This window comes from Janthinobacterium sp. PAMC25594 (assembly GCF_019443505.1).
Classification (GTDB): domain Bacteria; phylum Pseudomonadota; class Gammaproteobacteria; order Burkholderiales; family Burkholderiaceae_D; genus Janthinobacterium.
Map to the genome: position 1 here is coordinate 4,380,297 of NZ_CP080377.1, position 20,261 is coordinate 4,400,557.

Genomic DNA, 20,261 nt, shown 5'->3' on the forward strand with positions numbered 1-20,261 from the left:
AAACGTAAGCAGGTGTAAGCCGCACTTTCCAAAGCACAGTAGAATCGGTGCTTCCCCTTTTCCGAAAGTCCGCCATGAGCCAGCTATTCACGCCGTTTGCACTGGGGCCGCTGCAGGTGGCCAACCGTATCGCCATCGCGCCCATGTGCCAGTACTCGGCCGACAACGGCAACGCCACCGACTGGCACATGATCCACCTGGGCCACCTGGCCCTGTCCGGCGCGGGCTTGCTGATGACGGAAGCGACGGCCGTCTCGCCCGAGGGACGCATCTCGGCCGATGACCTGGGCCTGTGGTCGGATGCGAATCAGGCTGCGCTGGCCAAGGTGGTGCAGGCGATCCGCCGCCATGCGCCGATTCCATTGGTGGTGCAACTGGGCCACGCGGGACGCAAGGCGTCGAGCCGCGCGCCATGGCAGGGCGGCACTTGCGTGCACCTGGCCGAGGGCGGCTGGCAAACGGTGGCGCCGTCCGCCATCGCCCATGCACCGGGCGAAACGGTACCGATCGCGCTCGACGAGATGGGTTTGTTGCAGATCAAGGGCGCCTTTGTCGCGGCCGCGCAGCGCGTGCATGCGCTCGGTATCGAGGGCATCGAACTGCACGCGGCGCACGGTTATCTGCTGCACCAGTTCCTGTCGCCCCTGTCCAACCAGCGCACGGATGCGTATGGCGGCAGCCTGGAAAACCGCATGCGTTTTCCGCTGGAAATCTATGAAGCCGTGCGCGCCGCCGTGCCCGCCAGCATGGCCGTGGGCGTGCGCATTTCCGCCACTGACTGGGTCGAGGGCGGATGGGAAATCGAACAAAGCGTGCGTTTCGCGCAGGAACTCAAGCAGCTGGGCGCCGACTTCATCCACGTCTCCAGCGGCGGCATTGCGCCGCAGCAGCAGATTCCCGTGGGACCCGGCTACCAGGTGGCGTTTGCCGAACGCATCAAGCGCGACAGCGGCTTGCCCACCATCAGCGTCGGCTTGATCACGGAGGCGCAGCAGGCGGAAGATATCATCGCCAACGGCCAGTCCGACATGGTGGCGCTGGCGCGCGCCATCCTGTTCGACCCGCGCTGGCCCTGGCATGCGGCGGCCCAGCTGGGTGCACAGGTGCAGGCGCCACCGCAGTACTGGCGCTCGCAGCCGCGCGAATTCAAGAACCTGTTCGGCGACACGACCCTGGGCCAGCGCTAACAGGTTTGCTCTGCTACACTGTCGCTTCTTCCCCATTTCTCCAGGACGCTTCGACATGCGCCATTGATACTGCCGTGCTGTGCACGGCCTCGCCCTTCCCGCCAGCGCAGCATTGCGCCGCACGGGTTCGCCAGCCTTGCTCAAGGAGTATCGATGCCCGCATTACTACAACTCGACCGTCTGTCCCTTACCTTGCCCGATGGCCGGGTATTGTTTTCCGATTTGCAATTTGCCTTTGCCCCGCAACGTATCGGCCTCGTCGGCGATAACGGCGTGGGCAAGAGCGTTCTCGCGCGTCTGCTGGTGGGCCAAGAGCTGCCGTCTTCTGGCGCCGTGCGCTGCGACGGCAGCGTGCATTCCGTGGCGCAGGAGCTCGATCCGCAACGCTACCCCACCGTGGCGGCGCTCGCCGGCATGCAGACCTTGCTGGCGGCGCTGGTGCGCATCGCCGCCGGCAGCATCGACGAGGCCGACTACGCCCTGGTGGGCGAACGCTGGGATGCCCCCGCCCGCTTGCGCCAGGCGCTCGATGCGCTCGATTTGCGCCATGTCGATGCCGACACGCCGACGAGTCGCCTCAGCGGTGGCGAACGCCAGCGCATCGCCTTGCAAGGCGCCTGGCTGTCGCAGGCGGACTGGCTGGTGCTCGATGAACCGAGCAACCACCTTGATGCTCAGCAGCGCGCCCGCCTGGTGGCGCAGATGGCGCGCTGGCCCGGCGGCTTGCTGTTGATCAGCCATGACCGCGCCTTGCTGCAGCACGTCGATGCAATTGTCGAGCTGTCGCCGCAGGGCTTGCGCAGCTATGGCGGCAATTACGCCTTGTATGCGCAGCAGCGGGAACTGGAGCAGGCCGGCTACGTTGCCGCCCTGCAAGCGGAAAAGGCTGGTGCCAGACGCGAACAGCGCGAGGCGCAGCAGCAGGCAGAACGGCAACATAAACGGGTGACGCGCGGTGAGCGCGAAGGCCGCGAAGGCAATCAAAGCAAGCTGCTGCTGGACGCGAAAAAGGAGAAAAGCCAGGATAGCCAGGGCAAGCTGCGCCTGCGCGCGCAAGAGGCGCAGCAGGCGCGCCAGCAGCGCGTGATGGACGCCAGCGCCCGCTGCGCGCCCGAGGTCGAACGCTTGCTGCTGGCGCCCGAGAGCCTGGTGCCGAATGGAAAATTGTTGCTGGAATTGCGCGACGTGGTCTTGCCGCATGGCCAGGCGCACGCGATCGACCTGGTGCTGGCCGGGCCGGGCCGCCTGGCCGTGACGGGCGACAATGGCAGCGGCAAGTCGACCCTGCTGCGCGTGATCGCCGGGCAACTGGCGCCTGCTGGCGGCGAGCTGCGCTGCCATGCGCGGGTGGCCTGGCTGGATCAGCATGCGGGCCTGCAAGACGGCGAGTCGAGCGCCGTGCAGCGCTTGCAGACCCGCAATAGCAGCATGGCGGAAGGCGAACTGCGCACGCGGCTGGCGCTGCTGGGCATTGCCGGCGCGCGCGCCACCATGCCCAGCCGTTTGCTCAGCGGCGGCGAGCGCATGAAGGTGGCGCTGGCGGCCGAATTGTATGCGCTGGCGCCGCCGCAACTGCTGCTGCTCGATGAACCCGACAATCATCTGGACCTGGCCAGCCTGCAGGCGCTGGAGCAGATGCTGCTGCAATATCAGGGCGCGTTACTTGTGGTTTCGCACGACCAGGCATTTTTGGCAGCGATAAACCTTGACCCCGAGGGCTTGACATTGCACAAGTGACAATTGAATGAAAAAAGTCACGCTCGATGCCTGTAGAGCATGCTTCATGAACCAATGCTGAATTTTGTTTGATTGTCGGTATAATCCACTGAATAACCGGGCCTATTTGTGAACTAAAACTGCTCGTTCACCAATATGATGATGTTTAATCTGGCACTGTTGTCGGTCACTACCGCGCTGCCAGGGCGTCATCCTCCGTGCCCTGCCGTGCATGAATTTTGGTTTCGCTTATATTGTTTTCTTGGAGAAATAGCATGTCGTTTTACGAAAAACTCAAAGCCCTCAACATTGAACTGCCAGTCGTTGCCGCACCAGCTGCCGCCTATGTAATGCATGCCCGCACGGGCAACACGGTCTTCCTGTCCGGCCACCTGGCCAAGAAGGATGGCAAGGTCTGGGTCGGTCAACTGGGCAAGGACGTCACCACGGAAGAAGGCAAGATCGCTGCGCGCGGCATCGCCATCGAACTGATCGCCACCTTGCAAGACGCGTGCGGCGGCGACTTGAACAAGGTCAAGCGCATCGTCAAGGTCATGAGCCTGGTCAACTCCACCTCCACCTTCACGAAACAGCACCTGGTGACCAATGGCGCCTCGGAACTGTTCGTCGAAGTCTTCGGCGACAGCGGCAAGCATGCCCGCTCCGCCTTCGGCGTGGCGCAAATCCCGCTGGGTGCTTGCGTCGAGATCGAACTGATCGCCGAACTGGCCTGACGCAATAGCCTGATCATCTGAGCAGGCCGGCGATAATCGCCGGCTCGCCTTTTCCTCCTTTCCCGCAAGAGCGGAACCGCCATTGGGGTGGAGGGATCGGTGTATTCAAGAAAAAAACGGAGACACGTAATGAAAACGAGTGAACAAGGCTTGCACCGCGGCCTGGGCGAGCGGCAAATCCGCCTGATGGCGCTGGGCGCCGCGATTGGCGTGGGCCTGTTTTTGGGTTCCGGCAACGCCATCAAGATGGCCGGTCCCGGCATCATGCTGTCGTATATCATCGGTGGCGCGGTCATCTTCATGATCATGCGCGCGCTGGGCGAAATGGCCGTGCACAACCCGGTCGCCGGTTCTTTCAGCCGCTATGCCCAGGATTACCTGGGCCCCCTGCAAGGCTATCTGACGGGCTGGAACTACTGGTTCCTGTGGCTGGTCACGTGCGTGGCGGAAATTACCGCCGTCGCCATCTACATGGGCATTTGGTTCCCCGACGTGCCGCGCTGGATCTGGGCCCTCGCTGCCCTCGGCTCCATGGGCGCGATCAACCTGCTGGCCGTGAAAGCCTACGGTGAATTCGAATTCTGGTTTGCCCTGATCAAGGTCGTCACCATCATCCTGATGATCATCGGCGGCACGGGCATGATCGTCTTCGGTCTTGGCAACAACGGCGTGGCCATCGGCATCTCGAACCTGTGGACGCATGGCGGTTTCTTCCCGAATGGCGCGCAGGGCGTGCTGATGTCGCTGCAGATGGTGATGTTTGCCTACCTGGGCGTGGAAATGATCGGCCTGACGGCCGGCGAAGCGGCGAACCCGAAGAAATCGATTCCCGACGCCATCAATTCGGTGTTCTGGCGCATTTTGATTTTCTACGTCGGCGCGCTGTTCGTCATCCTGTCGATTTACCCATGGAATGAAATCGGTACCACCGGCAGCCCCTTCGTGATGACGTTCGAACGCCTGGGCATCAAGACGGCCGCCGGCATCATCAACTTCGTCGTGCTGACGGCGGCCTTGTCGTCGTGCAATGGTGGCATCTTCAGCACGGGCCGCATGCTGTACAACCTGGCGCTGCAAGGCCAGGCGCCGAAGGCGTTTGCGGAAACCACGGCCAGCGGCGTGCCGCGCCGCGCCATCCTGGTGTCCGTCTTCGCGCTGTTGCTGGGCGTGCTGCTGAACTACCTGGTGCCGGAAAAAGTGTTTATCTGGGTCACCTCGATCTCCACCTTCGGCGCCGTCTGGACCTGGGGCGTGATCCTGGTCACGCAGATCCAGTTCCGCAAGACCTTGACGCTGCTGGAAATCAAGAACCTGGCCTTCCGCATGCCGTTCGCGCCCTACGGTTCCTGGATTTCGCTGGCCTTCCTGGCGCTGGTGATCGGCCTGATGGCGTATTTCCCCGATACGCGCATCGCCCTGATGGTCGGACCAGCCTGGCTGATCCTGCTGACGGTGCTGTACTACGTGCTGGGTCTGGCGCCGAAAGACCGCCGCGACGACGTGCCGCAAGGCTACGAGGCAGGCTGGCCGCCGGCCGATGCGCCAAACGTCAAGAAGTAAGCCAGCGTAGTTGAGCTGAGCCAGAAGCGCGCCCCTGCTCCCTGCAGCGGCGCGCTTTTTCTTTCATATAAACAATTTCTTCTTCGCTTGCACTCTTGCGGCTTTGCCGGCGCACGCCTGGCGTTGTTTCCTTGCATCAAAGTTCTGTTTAGCTGAGCCGATGAAAGCCCTATAATCGCTTAGTTTTGAAAAATGGACGCAATCTTTCCGGTTTTTTCCAGGTAGGTAATCGCCAGGAAATTATTGTGAATTTATAGCAAACAGAAGTGGATGTGATGCAAGGCGCCCGGCGCGACGCAGTGCGAGCACTGCTAGCGATGGGTAACGCAGCAGCGCGCCACTTATGGAAGCTAGAAAACACAAGAATTTATTGGGGGTTACTCAAGGCCGGAGCGCCGTTTCAAGTGTTTTTACCCGTCGTACGAAAATACGTATGCCTCATAAAGGAAGTCTAGTGAGCCAAACCCTGGTCCAGAAACTTTGCCGCGCCAAGCCGATCGATACCACGGTCGAATATGGTGAAGGCCTCAGCAGCAGTGGCTTGAGCCGGTCCATCGGCCTGTTTTCCCTCACCATGATCGGCGTCGGCGCCACCATCGGCACGGGCATTTTCTTTACCATGGTCGAAGCCGTCCCCAAGGCGGGCCCTTCGGTCGTCCTGTCTTTCCTGATCGCCGCCATCACGGCCGGCTTGACGGCCTTGTGCTACGCGGAGCTGTCGTTCCGCATTCCCGCCTCCGGCTCCTCGTATTCGTTTGCCTACGCCACCGTGGGTGAGTTTCTTGCCTTCATCATGGCCGCCTGCTTGCTGCTCGAATACGGGTTGGCGGGCAGTGCCGTGGCCATTGGCTGGTCGTCCTACCTGAACAATTTCCTGGAAAATGCCTTCGGCTGGCACATCCCCGAGATGCTGCGCACGCCGATGATCGTTTCCGGCCCGCATGGCATGGAATTTCATGCCGGCCACATCAACCTGCCGCCGATCTTTTTGATCTGCATGTGCGGCTTCTTGCTGTTGCGCGGCGCCAAGGAATCGGCCCTGATGAACGCCATCATGGTCATCATCAAGCTGGCGATCCTGGTATTTTTTGTCGTCATCGCGTTTTCCGGATTCAATGCCGACAACTTCTTTCCCTTCTTTAATACGGACAATAGCAAGGGCTTTGCCGGCATGACGGGTGTCACGGCCGCGGCCGGCACCGTGTTCTTCTCCTTCATCGGCCTCGATACGGTGGCCACCGCAGGCGACGAAGTGAAAAATCCCACGCGCAATGTGCCGCGCGGCATCCTCGGCGCCTTGCTCATCGTCACCGTGTTTTACCTGCTGGTGGCCGTGGCCGCCCTGGGCGCGCAACAGGCGAAATTGTTCGAAGGCCAGGAAGCGGGCCTGGCGGTGATCCTGCAAAACGTCACGGGCAAGACCTGGCCCGCCCTCGTGCTGTCGGCCGGCGCCGTCATTTCCGTCTTCAGCGTGACCCTGGTGACGATCTATGGCCAGACGCGCATCCTGTTTGCCGTCAGCCGCGACGGCCTGATCCCGAAGTCGTTCCAGAAGATCCACCCGCGCACCCTGGTGCCAGTCAGCAATACCATCATCGTCTGCCTGGTGGTGGCCGTGGTGGCCGGCTCCATCGATGCGACTTATTTGTGGGACATGGTCAGCATCGGCACCCTGACCGCCTTCATGGTCGTCTCGGTTGCCGTGCCCGTGCTGCGCCACAAGCAGGGCGCCAACCGCATCGAAGGCTTTAGCGTGCCGTTCGGCCCGTATGTGATTCCCGGCCTGAGCATCATGGCTTGCCTGTACATCATGCGCGATTTGCCGCATACGACATTTGTCGTGTTCAGCGTGTGGATGGCGGTAACGGTGGCCATCTATTTCTTGTACAGCATGCGGCATTCGCACCTGGGCAAGAAGACCCGCTAATGCAGTTTGCTCCATCCAAAACCGCCGCGCTTGCCGGCGGTTTTTTTTATTTCTAACCGGAATTTACATGATGAAAATAACTGATCTGGCCGCCTGTGGCTTGCTGGCTAGCAGCCTTCTGGGGAGCCTGGCGCAAGCCGCCCCTGCCACCGAGTCGGCCTTGCGCGATTACCGCGCCGTGGCGCTGTCGGCCAATGGCCAGCACATCGCCGCCATCGAATCGAGCAAGGCGGGCGAGCAGCCGCAGCGCCCGCATGCAGTCATCGTCGTGCGCGACGCCGCCAACGGCGCCGTCGTGCAGCAATTCGATCCATGCACCGTGTGTTCTTACGACAAGCCCAGCTGGTCGCCCGATGGCCGGCAGCTGGCCTTCGTCGGCTACGACGCCAAGGCGGGCACGGCGCAGCTGTACCTGGCCACCCTGTCGCAGGCGCCAGTGCGCGTGTTGACCAGTATCAAGGGCGTGGCCGGTACGGCGCGCTGGTCGCCCGACGGCACGCAACTGGCCCTGCTTGCCACGGTGGGCGCACGCAAGCTGGCCGGCGCCGTGGAGGCGGGCGCGCGCCAGGTGGGCGAAGTGGGCAGCGAAGACGATGCCCAGCGCATCGCCGTCGTGCCTGCCAGTGGCGGCGAACCGCGTTTGCTGTCACCCGCCGACACCTATGTGTATGAATACAGCTGGACACCCGATGGCCGCGGCTTTGTCGCCACCAGCGCGCAAGGCAATGGCGACAGCAACTGGTGGGTCGCCAAGCTCAGCCATATCGATGCGGCCACGGGTGCCCTGCGCGTGATCGCCTCGCCGGCCATGCAGCTGAACCTGCCTTCCGTCTCGCCGGATGGCAAGACGGTGGCCTTCATCGGCGGCCTGATGAGCGATTTCGGCTCCATCGGCGGCGATATTTATACCGTGCCGCTGGCCGGTGGCACGCCGCGCAATCTCACGCCAGACTATCGCGGCACCTTCAATGGCGTCGTCTGGCGCGGCACCGGCTTGCTGGCAACGGCCCTGATCGATTCGCAACTGGCGCTGGTGCCTGTCGATGCGCAAAGCGGTCCGGCCCAGCCGCTGCTGCTCGGTGAGATCAGCAGTAGCGGCAGCGATGGCCGTCTGTCGTTCAGCGCCGATGGCCGCCAAGCCGCTGCCGCACAGGAAGATTTTACGCACGCCAGCTACCTGGTGGCGGGACCGGTGGGCCAGCTGAAAAAGATCACGCGCGACAATGACGGCTTTGCGCCGCAACTGACGGTGCAGAACGTGGGCTGGAACAACGAGCAATACAAGGTGCAGGGCTGGTTGCTGGGACCGTTGTCGGTGGAGGCCGGCAAGCGCTACCCGATGATCGTCAACGTGCATGGCGGCCCGGGCGCCGCCGCCTCGCCCCGTTATGTGGCGGCGAGCACCGTGATCGAGGAATTGACGCAAAAAGGCTATTTCGTCTTCCTGCCCAACCCGCGCGGCAGCTTTGGCCAGGGCCAGGCATTTACGCGCGCCAACATGGCCGACTTTGGCGGCGGCGACTGGCGCGACATTCTCACCGGCATCGATGCGGTGGAAAAAGTGGCGCCCGTCGACGGCCAGCGCCTGGGCCTGACCGGCCATTCGTATGGCGGCTTCATGACCATGTGGGGCGTCACGCACAGCGAGCGCTTCAAGGCGGCCGTGGCGGGGGCGGGCGTATCGAACTGGATCAGTTATTACGGCCAGAATGGCATCAACCAGTGGATGATCCCGTTCTTTGGCGCCTCCGCGTATGACAAGCCCGAGGTCTACCGCCGTGCCTCGCCCATCGAATCGATCAAGGCGGCGAAGACGCCGACCCTGATCTACGTGGGCGAGCGCGACGTGGAAACGCCGGCCGCCCAGTCGCTGGAATTCTGGCACGGCTTGCGCGCCATGGGCGTGCCGTCCAGCCTGTTCATCTACGACGGCGAAGGCCATTCCTTCCGCAAGCCCGAACACCAGCGCGACTTGCAGAAGCGTACCATCGGCTGGTTCGAGCAGTATCTGAAGTAAAGTCCGGTATTTAGCGTGGCGCCACAATATGCACGATCGCCGCGCTATGTATCACGATCTTGTCGGCATCTGCCTGCAACAGGCGGATGCGTCTTTTGACCAGCGGCCAGCCCGACCAGGCCACGTCGCTGACGGGCGGCGCGGCAGCGGGAGTCTGTGGCGCGCTGATGGTGGCCTTGTCGTCGAGCTGTTCCAGCGCGCGCGACAGGGTCAAACACACTTGCGTATGGCTGTGGCCAAGCAGGGCGTTGACGGGCGCGACGGGCAGCTGGCTGGCGTGCCGGCCCAGGATCGAGCGCAGTGCCGCCACGTGGGCCACCAGCAGGTAATTTTGCACGATGAACAGGTTGATGTCTTCCACGGCCCGCTGCTTGCTGGCCGGTTCGTCGAGCATGCGCACCAGTGCCGAGCTGAGCGCGGCCAGGCTGTCCATCAAACGCTTGCGTTCGATGCGGTAGGCGAAATCATCGAAACATTTTCCCTGCAGCAGCGCGAAGCTGGCTTGCATATAGCTGAGGTTCACGTTCAGCACCTGGCGCACCAGCCGTGGCAGGCTCTGGTATTCCCAGTTGGCCAGCACAAAGCTGAACACGGTGGCGACCGCCGCGCCGATCAGCGTGTCGATCAGGCGTTCGCTGACCAGGTTCGGGTTGCTGGGCGCCACCAGATGCATCTGCAACAGAATCATCAGGCTGACGGCGATGGCTGTGTAGCGGTAGCGCAAATAGATGAAGGTGGGCGTGGCCACGATGGAGAGAAATAAAATGCCCATCAGCACGATATTGCTGTGCACGAAGCGGATCACGATGGCCGTGACCACGCAGCCGATGATGGTGCCGATGATGCGGTCGGCGCGGCGCTGGCGCGTCATGCTGAACGTGGGGCGCAGGATGATGACGATGGTCAGCACGATCCAGTAGCTGTGCGCCGCGTACGGCAACCAGTGGCCGATCAGCAATCCCACCGAGATGGCCATCGACACGCGCAGGGCGAAGCGGAACACGGGTGAATCGAGGCGCAGATTCGACAGCAGGGTTTTCAGTTCATACTTTTGCTGCGACAGGAATGGCGCCATGTCCGCGCCGCTCCAGAACGGCACGTCGGCATAGACTTTTTGCGTCGCCAGGTGCAGCTCCGCGATCATCTTCAGAATCGCGCGGATCTTGTTGCGCTGCGCGCGCAGGGTCGCCAGCGCTTCCTGCGCAGCGTCGCCCTGTGCGTGCAGGCGGGCAATTTCTCCTTCGATATCGGCCCATTCCTTGTCGTAGCTGATCTGCGCATACGAAGCGCGCTTGCGCGTGACGGCATACGCCACGGATTCGATATCGCGCGCCGCCTTGTAGGCGAGGTCATGCAAGGATTGCAGTACCTCGGAGTCGGTCAGGTGCTGGCGCAGCAGCGCGTAGTCCGTGTGCGTGGAAAGGATCAGTTCATATAAATCGAGCATGCACACATGCACCTGCACCACGATGGCATCCTTGCTGTTCTTGTGGCTGCGCAGAATCAAGTCGCGCGACGCTTGCTGGCGGTCGGCCAGGATGCTTTGATGGCGCACCAGCTTGTTGAATTGCTCCGTCAAATTAAAACGCGTGTCGTAGAAATCGGCCTTGATGTCGATGTAGGCGGCCAGTTCGAACAGGGCTTCGGCCAGCACTTGCTGTTTGATGCGGTGGCGCAAGACCCAGGCGATGGCCATGGCATAGGCCAGATAGATCAATCCCCCCAGCATGAACAGGCCGGCGTGGTGAAACGATTGCTGCCACGTCATCTGATGCTCCATCGACATGGTCATGATGAACAGGGCGGCCAGTTGCAAGGGCATGGATTTCTTGCCGTACACCACCATCATGCTGGCGAGAAAACTCACGAGGACGAGTACCGTCATCAGCAGCCACTGCACGGGCCCGCACAGGCTGATCAACAAGGTGACGGCGCTGCACAGCAGGACCGAGGCCAGCATTTCGTTGAACTTGTGGCGCAGCGGGCTGGGCATGTCCATCAGGGTCGTGCACAGGGCGCCGATGCACACCGTCATGGCGGTGGCGCTGTCGCTGATTTCCTGGACCAGCAAGGCCAGGCCGACCAGGCCGATGGCCACGCGCAAGCCCAGGTAAAAATAATGGCTGTAAATAAAGGTGCGCAGGTTCAGTGCGTAGTGCATGGGATTACCTTGTGGGCAGGGCACAGAAAGAGGCGCCGCACCGGGATCTCCGATGCGGCGCCAGGATGTTGCATTCGCTACAGCCCGGATTTACATCAGGGCAATGACAGGATATCTCCGCCATTCCGGCTCGGCAAAGCGCTGGCAGTGCTCAAAAATGAAGTCGAGCACGGCTTCCTGATTGCTCAGCAAGGCCGGATTCGCTGCTTTCCAATCGGCAAACTTGGCCGCCAGTGCAGGCTCATCGCGCAGCAGCTCGGATGCCATGTCTTCAAAGACGTAATCGGAGAACGCTTCTTTCTTCTCCAGCACGCTGTTGAAGAAGCCCCAGCGGAAGAAGCTGTCGTGCGCCTGCGGTTCCAGCGTTTCCACGGCGTAGCGCGCGTTGTCCTGCTCCAGGGACACTACATAGTCGCCCGCCTGCACGGTGAATTGTGCCGTGCGTGCTTCCACGTCCACCGTATCGTGGAACATGTGGCCTTCGTAGGCGGTGGCCCGTGTGCCGACATTGGTGATGTGGTAGTAGCGTGCCGTTAGCGTCTGTTCGGCGGTGATGCGGCTCATTTCGACGCCGTTCCAGCGCAGGCGCTCGATCACTTCGCGCCACGCTTGCGGCACGACATAGGCTTTCGGCGCGGCCACGGTGACGTCCGCATCGAAGCGGTTGTAGTAGGCGATATCGCGTTCCCACGGCTGCGAACGGTCGTAGGACAGGCGCTGGTAGTCGCCCAGGATACTCGGCGTGTATTGCGCCGCGTAGCCCTTGAAGGGGAAGGTGGACGGTTGCGCTTCGTTCATGGCCCAGTGGATGGGCCACTCGGCTTGCGTGCGGCCGGCCGCCTTGGCTTGCGCGCGCAATTGGCGGATTGTCTCGCCATGTTCGATGGTGAACGCCATCGTGATGTCGAGCAGCGCGCGCATGGAAGCGTAGCGGTCGGCAAACGGTTTCAGCATGTGCGTTTCCGGCATGAAACCGATGACGTGATGCAAGGCCGCAAAGCCGGTGGAGAAACGCGGTACTTCGAGGAATTCGGCGATGCCGTGGTCGGGGCTGTCCTTGACGGGATTCACGTACGGGCAGGTGGGCCAGCCGGCGCTTTCCATGCGCGCAAAGATGTGCGGCAGCATGGTGTCTTGCAGGAAGGGGCCCAGGCCATTGCCCAGCTTATCCGTCTGCGTGTGGATCAGGGTCATCGTGTACGGGTAGTCGGCGCCGTTCGATGTGTGGGTATCGACCATCACGTCCGGGTCCCAGCTGGCCAGCAGGCGGTTGAACACTTGCGCGTTCAGGCTGTCGCACTTGATGAAGTCGCGGTTCAGGTCCAGGTGGCGGCTGTTGCCGCGGAAACCGAATTGCTCCGGGCCATCCTGGTTCACGCGCGAGGTGTTGGCTCGGTTCAGGCTGCCATCGACGTTGTAGATCGGAATGAACAGCAGCACGGTGCTGCCCAGCGCCGCCAGGCGTTCGGGCTGTGTGCAGAGGTCGCGCACGATGGCCATGCAGGCGTCGATGCCTTCCGGTTCGCCCGGGTGGATGCCGTTATTGTTGAAGAACACGGTGCGCCCTGCGCGCTTGATCTGCTCGCGGTCGAACACGCCATCGGCGCTGACGACGCCAGCGTGGATGGGCACGCCCGAGTCGGACAGGCCGATCTGTTCGAAGTGCAGCACCTGCGGATAGCGTGCGGCGAGATCTTGATAGAAGGTGATGCATTCCAGCCAGGTCGTGGTCTGGTTATGGTTACCGAGTTCGTAGGTCGTGCGCAAGTCTGGTGGCATAGCGGTCTGAGTCTGGGAGGGGGAAGGCGCGCTGGGTAAGTACGCCCGCTAGGGGCCAATTGTAGCACCGGCGCTCCTGCCTTGATGCGTCGCAGGGGCTTGCTGCAGTACTTGTGCTATGAATACGTTTCACGCGCAAGGATGGAGGCGGCATGGGCAAGGCGGCGATGGCGGCGCTGGTGTGGTGGATTTGCCTGGCGGCACAGGCTGCGCCGTTGCGCTTGCCGGCGGGCAAGGGGCCGGTGGCGCAGGGCGGGTTCGTGACGGCCGCCGCGCAGGGGGCGCTGATACGCTACCGGGGCTGGCTGCTGGCCGTCGATGGGGCAGTATCGGAGGAGCGGCCCGATGTCTTGCTGACATCGGCCGATGCGGGCCAGGCGCCGCGGCTGCAGATCGGCTCCATGCGGCGCAGCTTGCCCCTGTGGTCAGCCTTCGAGTTGATCAAGGGCAGCACGCGCTTGCGCATCACGGCGCTGCCGGGACCTGAGGCGCCCGCGCTGCTGCTCGATTTTGGCGAGGCCGATTATCGCATCGTGATTCCCGCCGCTACCATCGAGCGGCCAGCCTATTCGCTGCTGGCGCAGCGCTTTCCCGGCGCCGACCTGGCCTTGTTGCTGCAGGATGGCCGGCGCGTGATGTTGCCGCTGGGAAGTGGCCGCGCGCCAGTGTTTGGCGAGGAGCAAGCCGTGCCTTACCGCTTTGCCAAAGTAAAACGTTAGGCGAAAAAAAGCCACTCCCGCAGGAGTGGCTCAGGCTAAAGCGCCTGTTGCCGGGTTATTGCTTTTTGTTATTCAGCGCCCATTTCTTTCAGCAGGTTGTCGGCGTGGTCGATGTGTTTCATGTTCCACAGCATGTAGCGCAGGTCGACCTGGATCGAACGGGTGTTGGCCTTGTTGTAGTCCCAATCGGAGATGATCGAGTCCAGCGTGCCGTCGAATGCCAGGCCGATGAATTCGCCTTTCGAGTTCAGGGCAGCCGAACCGGAGTTGCCGCCGGTGATATCCAACGTTGCCAGGTAGTCGACCGGCACGGTTTTCAGCTTAGGATCGACAAATTTGCCGAAGTCCTTGGCTTTGATCGCCGCCAGTTGTTTCGCTGGTGCATTGAACTCGCCTTCGCCCGTGGCTTTGGCGGCGACGCCATTGACGGTGGTGAAGGCGGTCCAGGTGGTGCCGTCGGCGCCATGGTCGCGGCCGGCAACTTTGCCGAACGTGACGCGCAAGGTGCTGTTGGCGTCAGGGTAGACGGCCAGGCCTTTGCTCTTCATGAAGGCAATTTTTGCTTTCATGTAGTTGGCATAGGCTTGCTGGATCTTGCCTGCCAGTTCTTCGTCTTCCGCTTCGTTTTTCAGCGAATCCGGATACATGGCGACGGCTGCCTGGATGAAGCTGTCCTTGCTGGCCTGGAATTCGGCTGGCGTGCGTTTCAGCCATGCCGCGCGTTCTTCCTTGTCGGCCAGTTTGCTGCCCGCATACAGTTTGTCCAGGGCGGCGGACAGGTCGGCTGGCGACATGCCGTCCTTGATGCCGATGGCGGCGTCGAAGCTGGCGCGGCGTTGTGCTGCCGGTTGCGCGGCGTACTTGGTCAGGCTGTTCAGTACCAGCGCCTTGTCGACTTTTTCATCGTAGGTGCGCTCGACCGACGTGACGCCCGAGGCCAGGCGTGGCAAATCGCGCGTCTGGTAGCCGGACTTGCGTTCCGTATCGGCCTTGGTGCTTTCGTTCGACAGGCGGTACAGGCTGCGTGCCGTGTTCAGCAGGCGTGGCTGTGCGTAGCCCAGGAAGAAGTCGCGCTTGGTGTCGGCATCGCGTTCGGCGATCAGCTTTTCCACTTGCTCGATGTCGCCGGCAAACTCCGCCTTGCGGGCAGCATTGGCGTTGACCCAGGTTTTCAGGGCTTCGTGTTCCGTTGTCTTGCGCGCCAGGAAGTCGCTGCCGGCGTAAGAATCGAGCATGCCTTGGCGGTTCTTGTAGTAATTGTTCACGCCGGCAACTTGACCCGCGTATTTCAGCGCGACATCCTTGTTGTCCTTGGTTTCGCGCGCGATGATGGCCAGGGTTTCGCCCGACGCTTTCACGAAGGCCGGGTAGTTCCAGTCAAACGTGAACGCCACTTCGGATGGCAGGCGGTGACGGTTGGTGCGGCCAGGGTAGCCCAGCGCCATCACGAAATCGCCTTCTTTCAAGCCATCCTTGGCCAGTTTCAGCACGTGTTTTGGCTGGTACGGCACGTTGTCCTTGCTGAAGTCGGCAGCTTTGCCATCGCGGCTGACATAGGCGCGGTAGAAACCGTAGTCGCCCGTGTGGCGTGGCCACATCCAGTTGTCGGTGTCGCCGCCGAATTTACCGACGCCCGCTGGAGGCGCGTGTACCAGGCGCACGTCGCGGATTTCCAGTTGCTTGATCAGGTAGAACTCCAGGCCGCCGTAGTAGCTCGACACGGTGCAACGGAAGCCCGCTTCTTTTTCGCATTCGGCGACCAGTTTTTTCTGGTTTTTCTCGATCGCGTCGATGCGTGCCTTGCCTTGCAGCTTGGCCACGTCGGCGGTGATGATCTTGTCGCTGACATTGGTCACGGCCGAGGTGACGAAGATGCGGCTGCCCGGAGCGGCCGGCAATTCTTCAGCGAAGGTCTTGGCCAGGAAACCGTTGGCCAGCAAATCGCGTTCCTTGGTCGAGTTGACCGCCACGCTGTTGTAGACGCAATGGTGATTGGTGGCAACCAGGCCTTGCGGCGAGACGAACGAGGCCGAGCAACCGCCCAGGCTGACGATGGCGCCCATCGGGAACTCGGTCAGTTTGGTCAGGGTGGTCGGATCGAGTTTCAGTCCGGCCGCTTTCAGTTCCTTGGCTACTTGTGGCAGCTGTTGGGGCATCCACATGCCTTCGTCGGCGTGTGCGAAATTGCTCAGGATGGCGAGCGCGATGAGAGATTTTTTCATTCGAGTTCTGTTCTTTTACATTGTAGGGAAGTCGGAATCAGCGGAGTACCCGCTGATTGTGCAGCGGGCGACCTAGAGTATCCGTATCGAACTCGCACTAGTCAATCACATTTTCCGGGCAGCATGTTTGCAAGCAGTTGCTTGAGTGGCATGATTTTCATTGGCATAGGGGCTGGAACCGGCCGCTAACGCGCATTTTTCCGTGTCGTGGCTGTTGTATTTGTCCATACGTGTCGTGACGGCAATGAAAAATGGCCGGGCGCTTGCGCCGCCCGGCCACTTGCTGATGTGCTGCTATTCGTCTGTTTTAGCGTATTTTGCCGCGGCGCAAAAGATTCACGATGCCCAGCAGGATCACGGCGCCCAGGAACGAGACCAGCAGCGAAGACAGGCTGAAATTGTCGCTATTGATGGTGCCCGTGCCGAACAGCGGGGCCAGCAGCCAGCCGCCCAGAAAGGCGCCCACGATGCCGACGACGATATTGAGGAAGATGCCCTGTTGCGCATCGGTTTTCATGACCATGCTGGCCAGCCAGCCGATGACGCCGCCAATAACGATCCAGATAATGAAATTCATGTAGTCCTCCGCGCGATGGTTGAGTGGGGGTGTCATGTTAGAAAAACATCATGCCAGGTGATACTGATGCCGCACGATAGAAAAGTCCAGCGGATTTGCGTCGCGCATGCAAAAGCCCGCCTGGCTGCGGGCAGCGAGGCGGGCTTGTCATGCGACAAGATGAGGTTTAATCGGCCTTGATGGCTTCCACCTGGATGGCCAGTTTGACTTCCGGCGAGAATGCCGGCATGCCGTAGTTCAGGCCAAAGTCGCTGCGCTTGAATTCCGCGCTTGCATCGGCGCCGCACACTTCACGCTTGTAGCGCGGGTGCATGATGCACTTGAATTTGCTCACGTTCAATTTGACGGGCTTGGTCACGCCCAGCAGGGTCAGTTCGCCATCGACTTCCACCAGCTGATCGCCGTTGAACTTGAACGACTTGCTCTTGTAGGTGATAGCCGGGAATTTTTCCACATTGAACATGTCCGCTTTTTTCGCGTGCGTGTTCATGGCGTCGAGGCCGAAATCGATCGAATCGGCATCGATGACCAGGTCCAGGCTGCCCGTCTTGGCGGCGCGGTCCAGGGTCACGGTTCCCTTGGTCTTGTTGAACTTGCCGCGCCAGACGGACATGCCCATGTGATCGGCTTCAAAGCTGGGGAAAGTGTGCGTCGGGTCGAGGTTGTAGGTGTCGGTGGCGGCCATGGCCGAACCCGCGCCGGCGGCTGCCAGCACGGCGATCATCAAGTGTGAAAATTTCATGCAGATCCTAAAGTTGAACAGGTTGTGGGGTTGTTTTTGGTAACGCCTGAAAAACGTTCAGGACAAGGCGCCTTGCCGAAGGCAGTGCGAATAGCACGACGAGGCAAGAGCAACGCAGTCATGGACGTTTTCTCAGGTGTTATTGCGCGGCGACGTGGAATTTGATGGTGACTTCATCCGCAACCATGCTCGTGTCTTTCCACTCGCCTTCGCCGATGTTGTAGGTCAGGCGCTTGATCGGCAGGGCGCCATCAAACGCATATTTTCCGCCGTCGGCTTTCACCGTCAGGGGGAAAGTCACGTCGGTGGTCTTGCCTTTGATGCTCAGCTTGCCCGTCACCGTCAGCTTGCCCGCACCGGCCGCCTTGATGCTGCTCGAGACAAAGGTGGCTTTCGGGAACTGGGCCGAATTGAACCATTCTTTCTTCGCCACTTCCTTGTTGTACTCGGGGTCGCCGATATCGATGCTGGCCGTCTCGATGTCCACCGACGCCTTCGAGGCGTCCGGCGTGGCCGGGTTGTAATCGATGGCGATATTGAATTTCTTGAACTTCGCTTCCACGGGCACGTTCATTTGCTTGAACACGGCCGACACGCTGGTCTTGGCGGGATCGACTTTCAGCAGAGTGGCGGCGGTGGCGGCCACGGACAGGCCCAGCAGGGAAGCGAGGACGATGCGTTGGGTGGTTTTCATCTTGTTTTTTCCTGTGTTTCAGTGAGCAAGGGGAGGACGTTATGGCAGCATGCGCTTGAGGACGCCATCGCGGTCGATGAACTGGTGCTTCAGCGCCGCCAGCACATGGGCGGCCACGGCGGCGGCCATCGTCATGTTCAGAACATAATGAATCTCTTTTAAAAGTGGCTTAAGTTCCGGGTTCGGCGCCATGATGACCGGCAGCTGGAACAGGCCCAGATAGACCACCGGCACGCCGGCGGCCAGGGTGTACAGGTAGCCGGAGATGGGCACGGCGAAGATCAGGATGTACAGCAGCACGTGCATGGCATCGGCCGCCTTCTTTTGCCAGACAACCATGCTGGCCGGGTGCGGCGGCGGCACGTTGGCCTTGCGCCACAGCAGGCGGATGGCGGCGATGGCTAGCACGGTCACACCCAGCCATTTGTGCCAGGAGAAATATTTGAGTTTGGTGGGCGTCAGGCCGGGAATGTCCGTCATGACCAGGCCCATGACAAAGGCGCTGATGATCAGCAGGGCAGTCAGCCAGTGCAGGATGATGGCGGTGGTGGTGTAGCGTTGCATCGGCGGCTTTCTTGAAAGTAGTACGCATTAGGACTAATTCGGCCTAATATACCAAAGAAAAGCAAATTGCGCTGCGTGCTGCAGATTCTACAAGAAAGACTGCCGGAAAAACCGCGGGGCGGCCAGCATTTGTGTGCTGGCCGCCCCGCGGGAGTGGATCTGCTTGATCCAGGTGCAGAGTGTGGCTTAGATTGCCTTGGCCAGCTGCGCCGCGATACCGATGTAGTTACCCGGCGTCATGGTCAGCAGCACTTCCTTGGCATCCTGCGGAATGGCCAGGCCGTTGACGAATTCCTGCAGCGCTTCTTTCGAGATGCCCTTGCCGCGCGTCAATTCTTTCAGTTGCTCGTACGGATTTTCGATGCCATAGCGGCGCATCACGGTTTGTACGGGCTCGGCCAGCACTTCCCAGGTGGCGTCCAGGTCTTGCGCCAGGCGCGCGTGGTTCACTTCCAGCTTGTTCAGGCCGCGCAGGCAGCTGTCATAGGCCAGCAGGGTGTAGCCCAGGCCCACGCCGATATTGCGCAGCACGGTCGAATCGGTCAGGTCGCGCTGCATGCGCGAGACGGGCAGTTTTTCCGACAGGTGTTTCAGGACGGCATTGGCCAGGCCCAGGTTGCCTTCCGAATTTTCAAAGTCGATCGGGTTGACCTTGTGCGGCATGGTCGACGAGCCGATTTCGCCCGCTTTCAGTTTTTGCTTGAAATAGCCCAGCGACACGTACGTCCAGATGTCGCGGTTCAAGTCCAGCAGGATCGTGTTGGCGCGCGCGAAGGCATCGAACAGTTCGGCCATGTAGTCATGCGGCTCGATCTGGATGGTGTACGGGTTGAAGACCAGGCCCAGGCGCTGTTCGATGACGGCCTGCGAGAATGCCGGCCAGTCGAAGCCGGGGTAGGCGGACAGGTGGGCGTTGTAGTTGCCGACGGCGCCATTCATCTTGCCGAGGATTTCCACTTGTTCGATGCGCTTGACGGCGCGCTGCAAGCGGGCCACGACGTTGGCCATTTCCTTGCCCAGGGTGGTCGGGCTGGCCGTCTGGCCGTGTGTGCGCGACAGCATCGGCACGTCGGCATTGTCGTGCGCGATCTGCGTCAGCTTGGCCACCAGGCCGTTCAATGCAGGCAGCATCACGCCATCGCGCGCGGCTTTCAGCATCATGCCGTGCGAGGTGTTGTTGATGTCTTCCGAGGTGCAGGCGAAATGGATGAATTCCGACGCCGCCACCAGTTCCGGCACATCCGCCACTTGTTCCTTCAGCCAGTACTCGACCGCCTTGACGTCATGGTTGGTGACCGCTTCGATGGCCTTGATGCGGGCCGCGTCGGCTTCCGAGAAATCCGCCGCCATCTTGTCGAGCCGGGCGCTCGCTTCTGCCGAGAACGGCTTGATTTCAGCGAAACCGGCTTGCGACAGCGCTTGCAGCCAGGAGATTTCCACTTTCACGCGGTGGTGCATGAAACCGGCTTCGGACAGGATCGGGCGCAGCAGATCGGTCTTGCTGGCGTAGCGGCCATCGAGCGGAGACAGGGCCGACAGCGTGGAATACGGAGTAGTAGAAGTCATGAGAGCGGACGCAAGTTAAAGAAACGGTTGGCGTGTGGCGCGCGGGGAGGGCAGGGCTATTGCAATACAGCAACACTGACGGCGCCACAGTAAAGG

15 protein-coding genes are annotated in these 20,261 nt (G+C 61.3%); 7 read left to right on the forward strand and 8 right to left on the reverse strand.

Features of this window, described 5'->3' with window-relative positions; translation table 11 throughout:
* The first annotated feature begins 74 nt into the window (after positions 1-74).
* The 6 genes from KY494_RS19610 to KY494_RS19635 all read left to right on the forward strand — a co-directional run bounded on the left by KY494_RS19610 (position 75) and on the right by KY494_RS19635 (position 9,141).
* Positions 75-1,187: an NADH:flavin oxidoreductase/NADH oxidase gene (locus KY494_RS19610; protein WP_219887921.1), complete on the forward strand. Its 1,113-nt coding sequence runs from the start codon at positions 75-77 to the stop codon at positions 1,185-1,187.
* A gap of 153 nt (positions 1,188-1,340) precedes the next feature.
* Positions 1,341-2,924: an ATP-binding cassette domain-containing protein gene (locus tag KY494_RS19615; RefSeq protein WP_219887922.1), complete on the forward strand. Its 1,584-nt coding sequence runs from the start codon at positions 1,341-1,343 to the stop codon at positions 2,922-2,924.
* A 254-nt stretch (positions 2,925-3,178) separates the two neighbouring features.
* Positions 3,179-3,637, forward strand: a complete 459-nt coding sequence (locus KY494_RS19620; protein ID WP_219887923.1) for a RidA family protein — start codon at positions 3,179-3,181, stop codon at positions 3,635-3,637.
* Positions 3,638-3,766: 129 nt separating this feature from the next.
* Positions 3,767-5,197 carry an amino acid permease gene (locus tag KY494_RS19625; RefSeq protein ID WP_219887924.1) on the forward strand — a complete coding sequence of 477 codons (1,431 nt, stop codon included), beginning with the start codon at positions 3,767-3,769 and terminating at the stop codon, positions 5,195-5,197.
* A 454-nt stretch (positions 5,198-5,651) separates the two neighbouring features.
* Entirely contained in the window at positions 5,652-7,124 is a 1,473-nt protein-coding gene (locus KY494_RS19630) for an amino acid permease (protein WP_219887925.1), read from the forward strand.
* A 67-nt stretch (positions 7,125-7,191) separates the two neighbouring features.
* The gene (locus KY494_RS19635) at positions 7,192-9,141 is read left to right on the forward strand and encodes a S9 family peptidase (protein WP_258194338.1); all 1,950 of its coding nucleotides are present in this window, start codon (positions 7,192-7,194) and stop codon (positions 9,139-9,141) included.
* A 10-nt stretch (positions 9,142-9,151) separates the two neighbouring features.
* Here the strand turns inward: KY494_RS19635 and KY494_RS19640 are convergent, their stop codons facing one another.
* Together KY494_RS19640 and KY494_RS19645 are read right to left on the reverse strand one after the other, a co-directional pair.
* Positions 9,152-11,302, reverse strand: a complete 2,151-nt coding sequence (locus KY494_RS19640; protein WP_219887926.1) for an FUSC family membrane protein — start codon at positions 11,300-11,302, stop codon at positions 9,152-9,154.
* A gap of 90 nt (positions 11,303-11,392) precedes the next feature.
* Entirely contained in the window at positions 11,393-13,081 is a 1,689-nt protein-coding gene (locus KY494_RS19645; protein ID WP_219887927.1) for a M14 family zinc carboxypeptidase, read from the reverse strand.
* Positions 13,082-13,233: 152 nt separating this feature from the next.
* Between KY494_RS19645 and KY494_RS19650 the strand changes: the two genes are divergently transcribed.
* Positions 13,234-13,800, forward strand: coding sequence for a hypothetical protein (locus KY494_RS19650; RefSeq protein WP_219887928.1), 567 nt, complete (start codon positions 13,234-13,236; stop codon positions 13,798-13,800).
* Positions 13,801-13,868: 68 nt separating this feature from the next.
* On the opposite strand, the gene KY494_RS19655 is transcribed toward KY494_RS19650, so the two are convergent.
* The 6 genes from KY494_RS19655 to purB all read right to left on the reverse strand — a co-directional run bounded on the left by KY494_RS19655 (position 13,869) and on the right by purB (position 20,165).
* Positions 13,869-16,022: a S46 family peptidase gene (locus tag KY494_RS19655; RefSeq protein WP_219887929.1), complete on the reverse strand. Its 2,154-nt coding sequence runs from the start codon at positions 16,020-16,022 to the stop codon at positions 13,869-13,871.
* Between the two features lie 307 nt (positions 16,023-16,329).
* Positions 16,330-16,599 carry a GlsB/YeaQ/YmgE family stress response membrane protein gene (locus KY494_RS19660; protein ID WP_071075198.1) on the reverse strand — a complete coding sequence of 90 codons (270 nt, stop codon included), beginning with the start codon at positions 16,597-16,599 and terminating at the stop codon, positions 16,330-16,332.
* A 166-nt stretch (positions 16,600-16,765) separates the two neighbouring features.
* Positions 16,766-17,341, reverse strand: a complete 576-nt coding sequence (locus KY494_RS19665) for a YceI family protein (RefSeq protein WP_219132437.1) — start codon at positions 17,339-17,341, stop codon at positions 16,766-16,768.
* A 139-nt stretch (positions 17,342-17,480) separates the two neighbouring features.
* Positions 17,481-18,035 carry a YceI family protein gene (locus KY494_RS19670; RefSeq protein WP_219887930.1) on the reverse strand — a complete coding sequence of 185 codons (555 nt, stop codon included), beginning with the start codon at positions 18,033-18,035 and terminating at the stop codon, positions 17,481-17,483.
* A 39-nt stretch (positions 18,036-18,074) separates the two neighbouring features.
* The gene (locus tag KY494_RS19675; RefSeq protein ID WP_219887931.1) at positions 18,075-18,599 is read right to left on the reverse strand and encodes a cytochrome b; all 525 of its coding nucleotides are present in this window, start codon (positions 18,597-18,599) and stop codon (positions 18,075-18,077) included.
* A 186-nt stretch (positions 18,600-18,785) separates the two neighbouring features.
* A complete protein-coding gene (gene purB / locus KY494_RS19680; protein WP_219887932.1) occupies positions 18,786-20,165 on the reverse strand; it encodes an adenylosuccinate lyase in 1,380 nt (459 codons plus the stop codon).
* Between the last annotated feature and the right edge of the window lie 96 nt (positions 20,166-20,261).

Coding starts and splice junctions, on each gene's coding strand:
- KY494_RS19660 (WP_071075198.1), bottom strand. CDS start 16,599: ATGAATTTCATTATCTGGATCGTTATTGGCGGCGTCATCGGCTGGCTG.
- KY494_RS19625 (WP_219887924.1), top strand. CDS start 3,767: ATGAAAACGAGTGAACAAGGCTTGCACCGCGGCCTGGGCGAGCGGCAA.
- KY494_RS19620 (WP_219887923.1), top strand. CDS start 3,179: ATGTCGTTTTACGAAAAACTCAAAGCCCTCAACATTGAACTGCCAGTC.
- KY494_RS19665 (WP_219132437.1), bottom strand. CDS start 17,341: ATGAAATTTTCACACTTGATGATCGCCGTGCTGGCAGCCGCCGGCGCG.
- KY494_RS19655 (WP_219887929.1), bottom strand. CDS start 16,022: ATGAAAAAATCTCTCATCGCGCTCGCCATCCTGAGCAATTTCGCACAC.
- KY494_RS19640 (WP_219887926.1), bottom strand. CDS start 11,302: ATGCACTACGCACTGAACCTGCGCACCTTTATTTACAGCCATTATTTT.
- KY494_RS19615 (WP_219887922.1), top strand. CDS start 1,341: ATGCCCGCATTACTACAACTCGACCGTCTGTCCCTTACCTTGCCCGAT.
- KY494_RS19610 (WP_219887921.1), top strand. CDS start 75: ATGAGCCAGCTATTCACGCCGTTTGCACTGGGGCCGCTGCAGGTGGCC.
- KY494_RS19675 (WP_219887931.1), bottom strand. CDS start 18,599: ATGCAACGCTACACCACCACCGCCATCATCCTGCACTGGCTGACTGCC.
- KY494_RS19635 (WP_258194338.1), top strand. CDS start 7,192: ATGATGAAAATAACTGATCTGGCCGCCTGTGGCTTGCTGGCTAGCAGC.
- KY494_RS19650 (WP_219887928.1), top strand. CDS start 13,234: ATGGGCAAGGCGGCGATGGCGGCGCTGGTGTGGTGGATTTGCCTGGCG.
- purB (WP_219887932.1), bottom strand. CDS start 20,165: ATGACTTCTACTACTCCGTATTCCACGCTGTCGGCCCTGTCTCCGCTC.
- KY494_RS19645 (WP_219887927.1), bottom strand. CDS start 13,081: ATGCCACCAGACTTGCGCACGACCTACGAACTCGGTAACCATAACCAG.
- KY494_RS19670 (WP_219887930.1), bottom strand. CDS start 18,035: ATGAAAACCACCCAACGCATCGTCCTCGCTTCCCTGCTGGGCCTGTCC.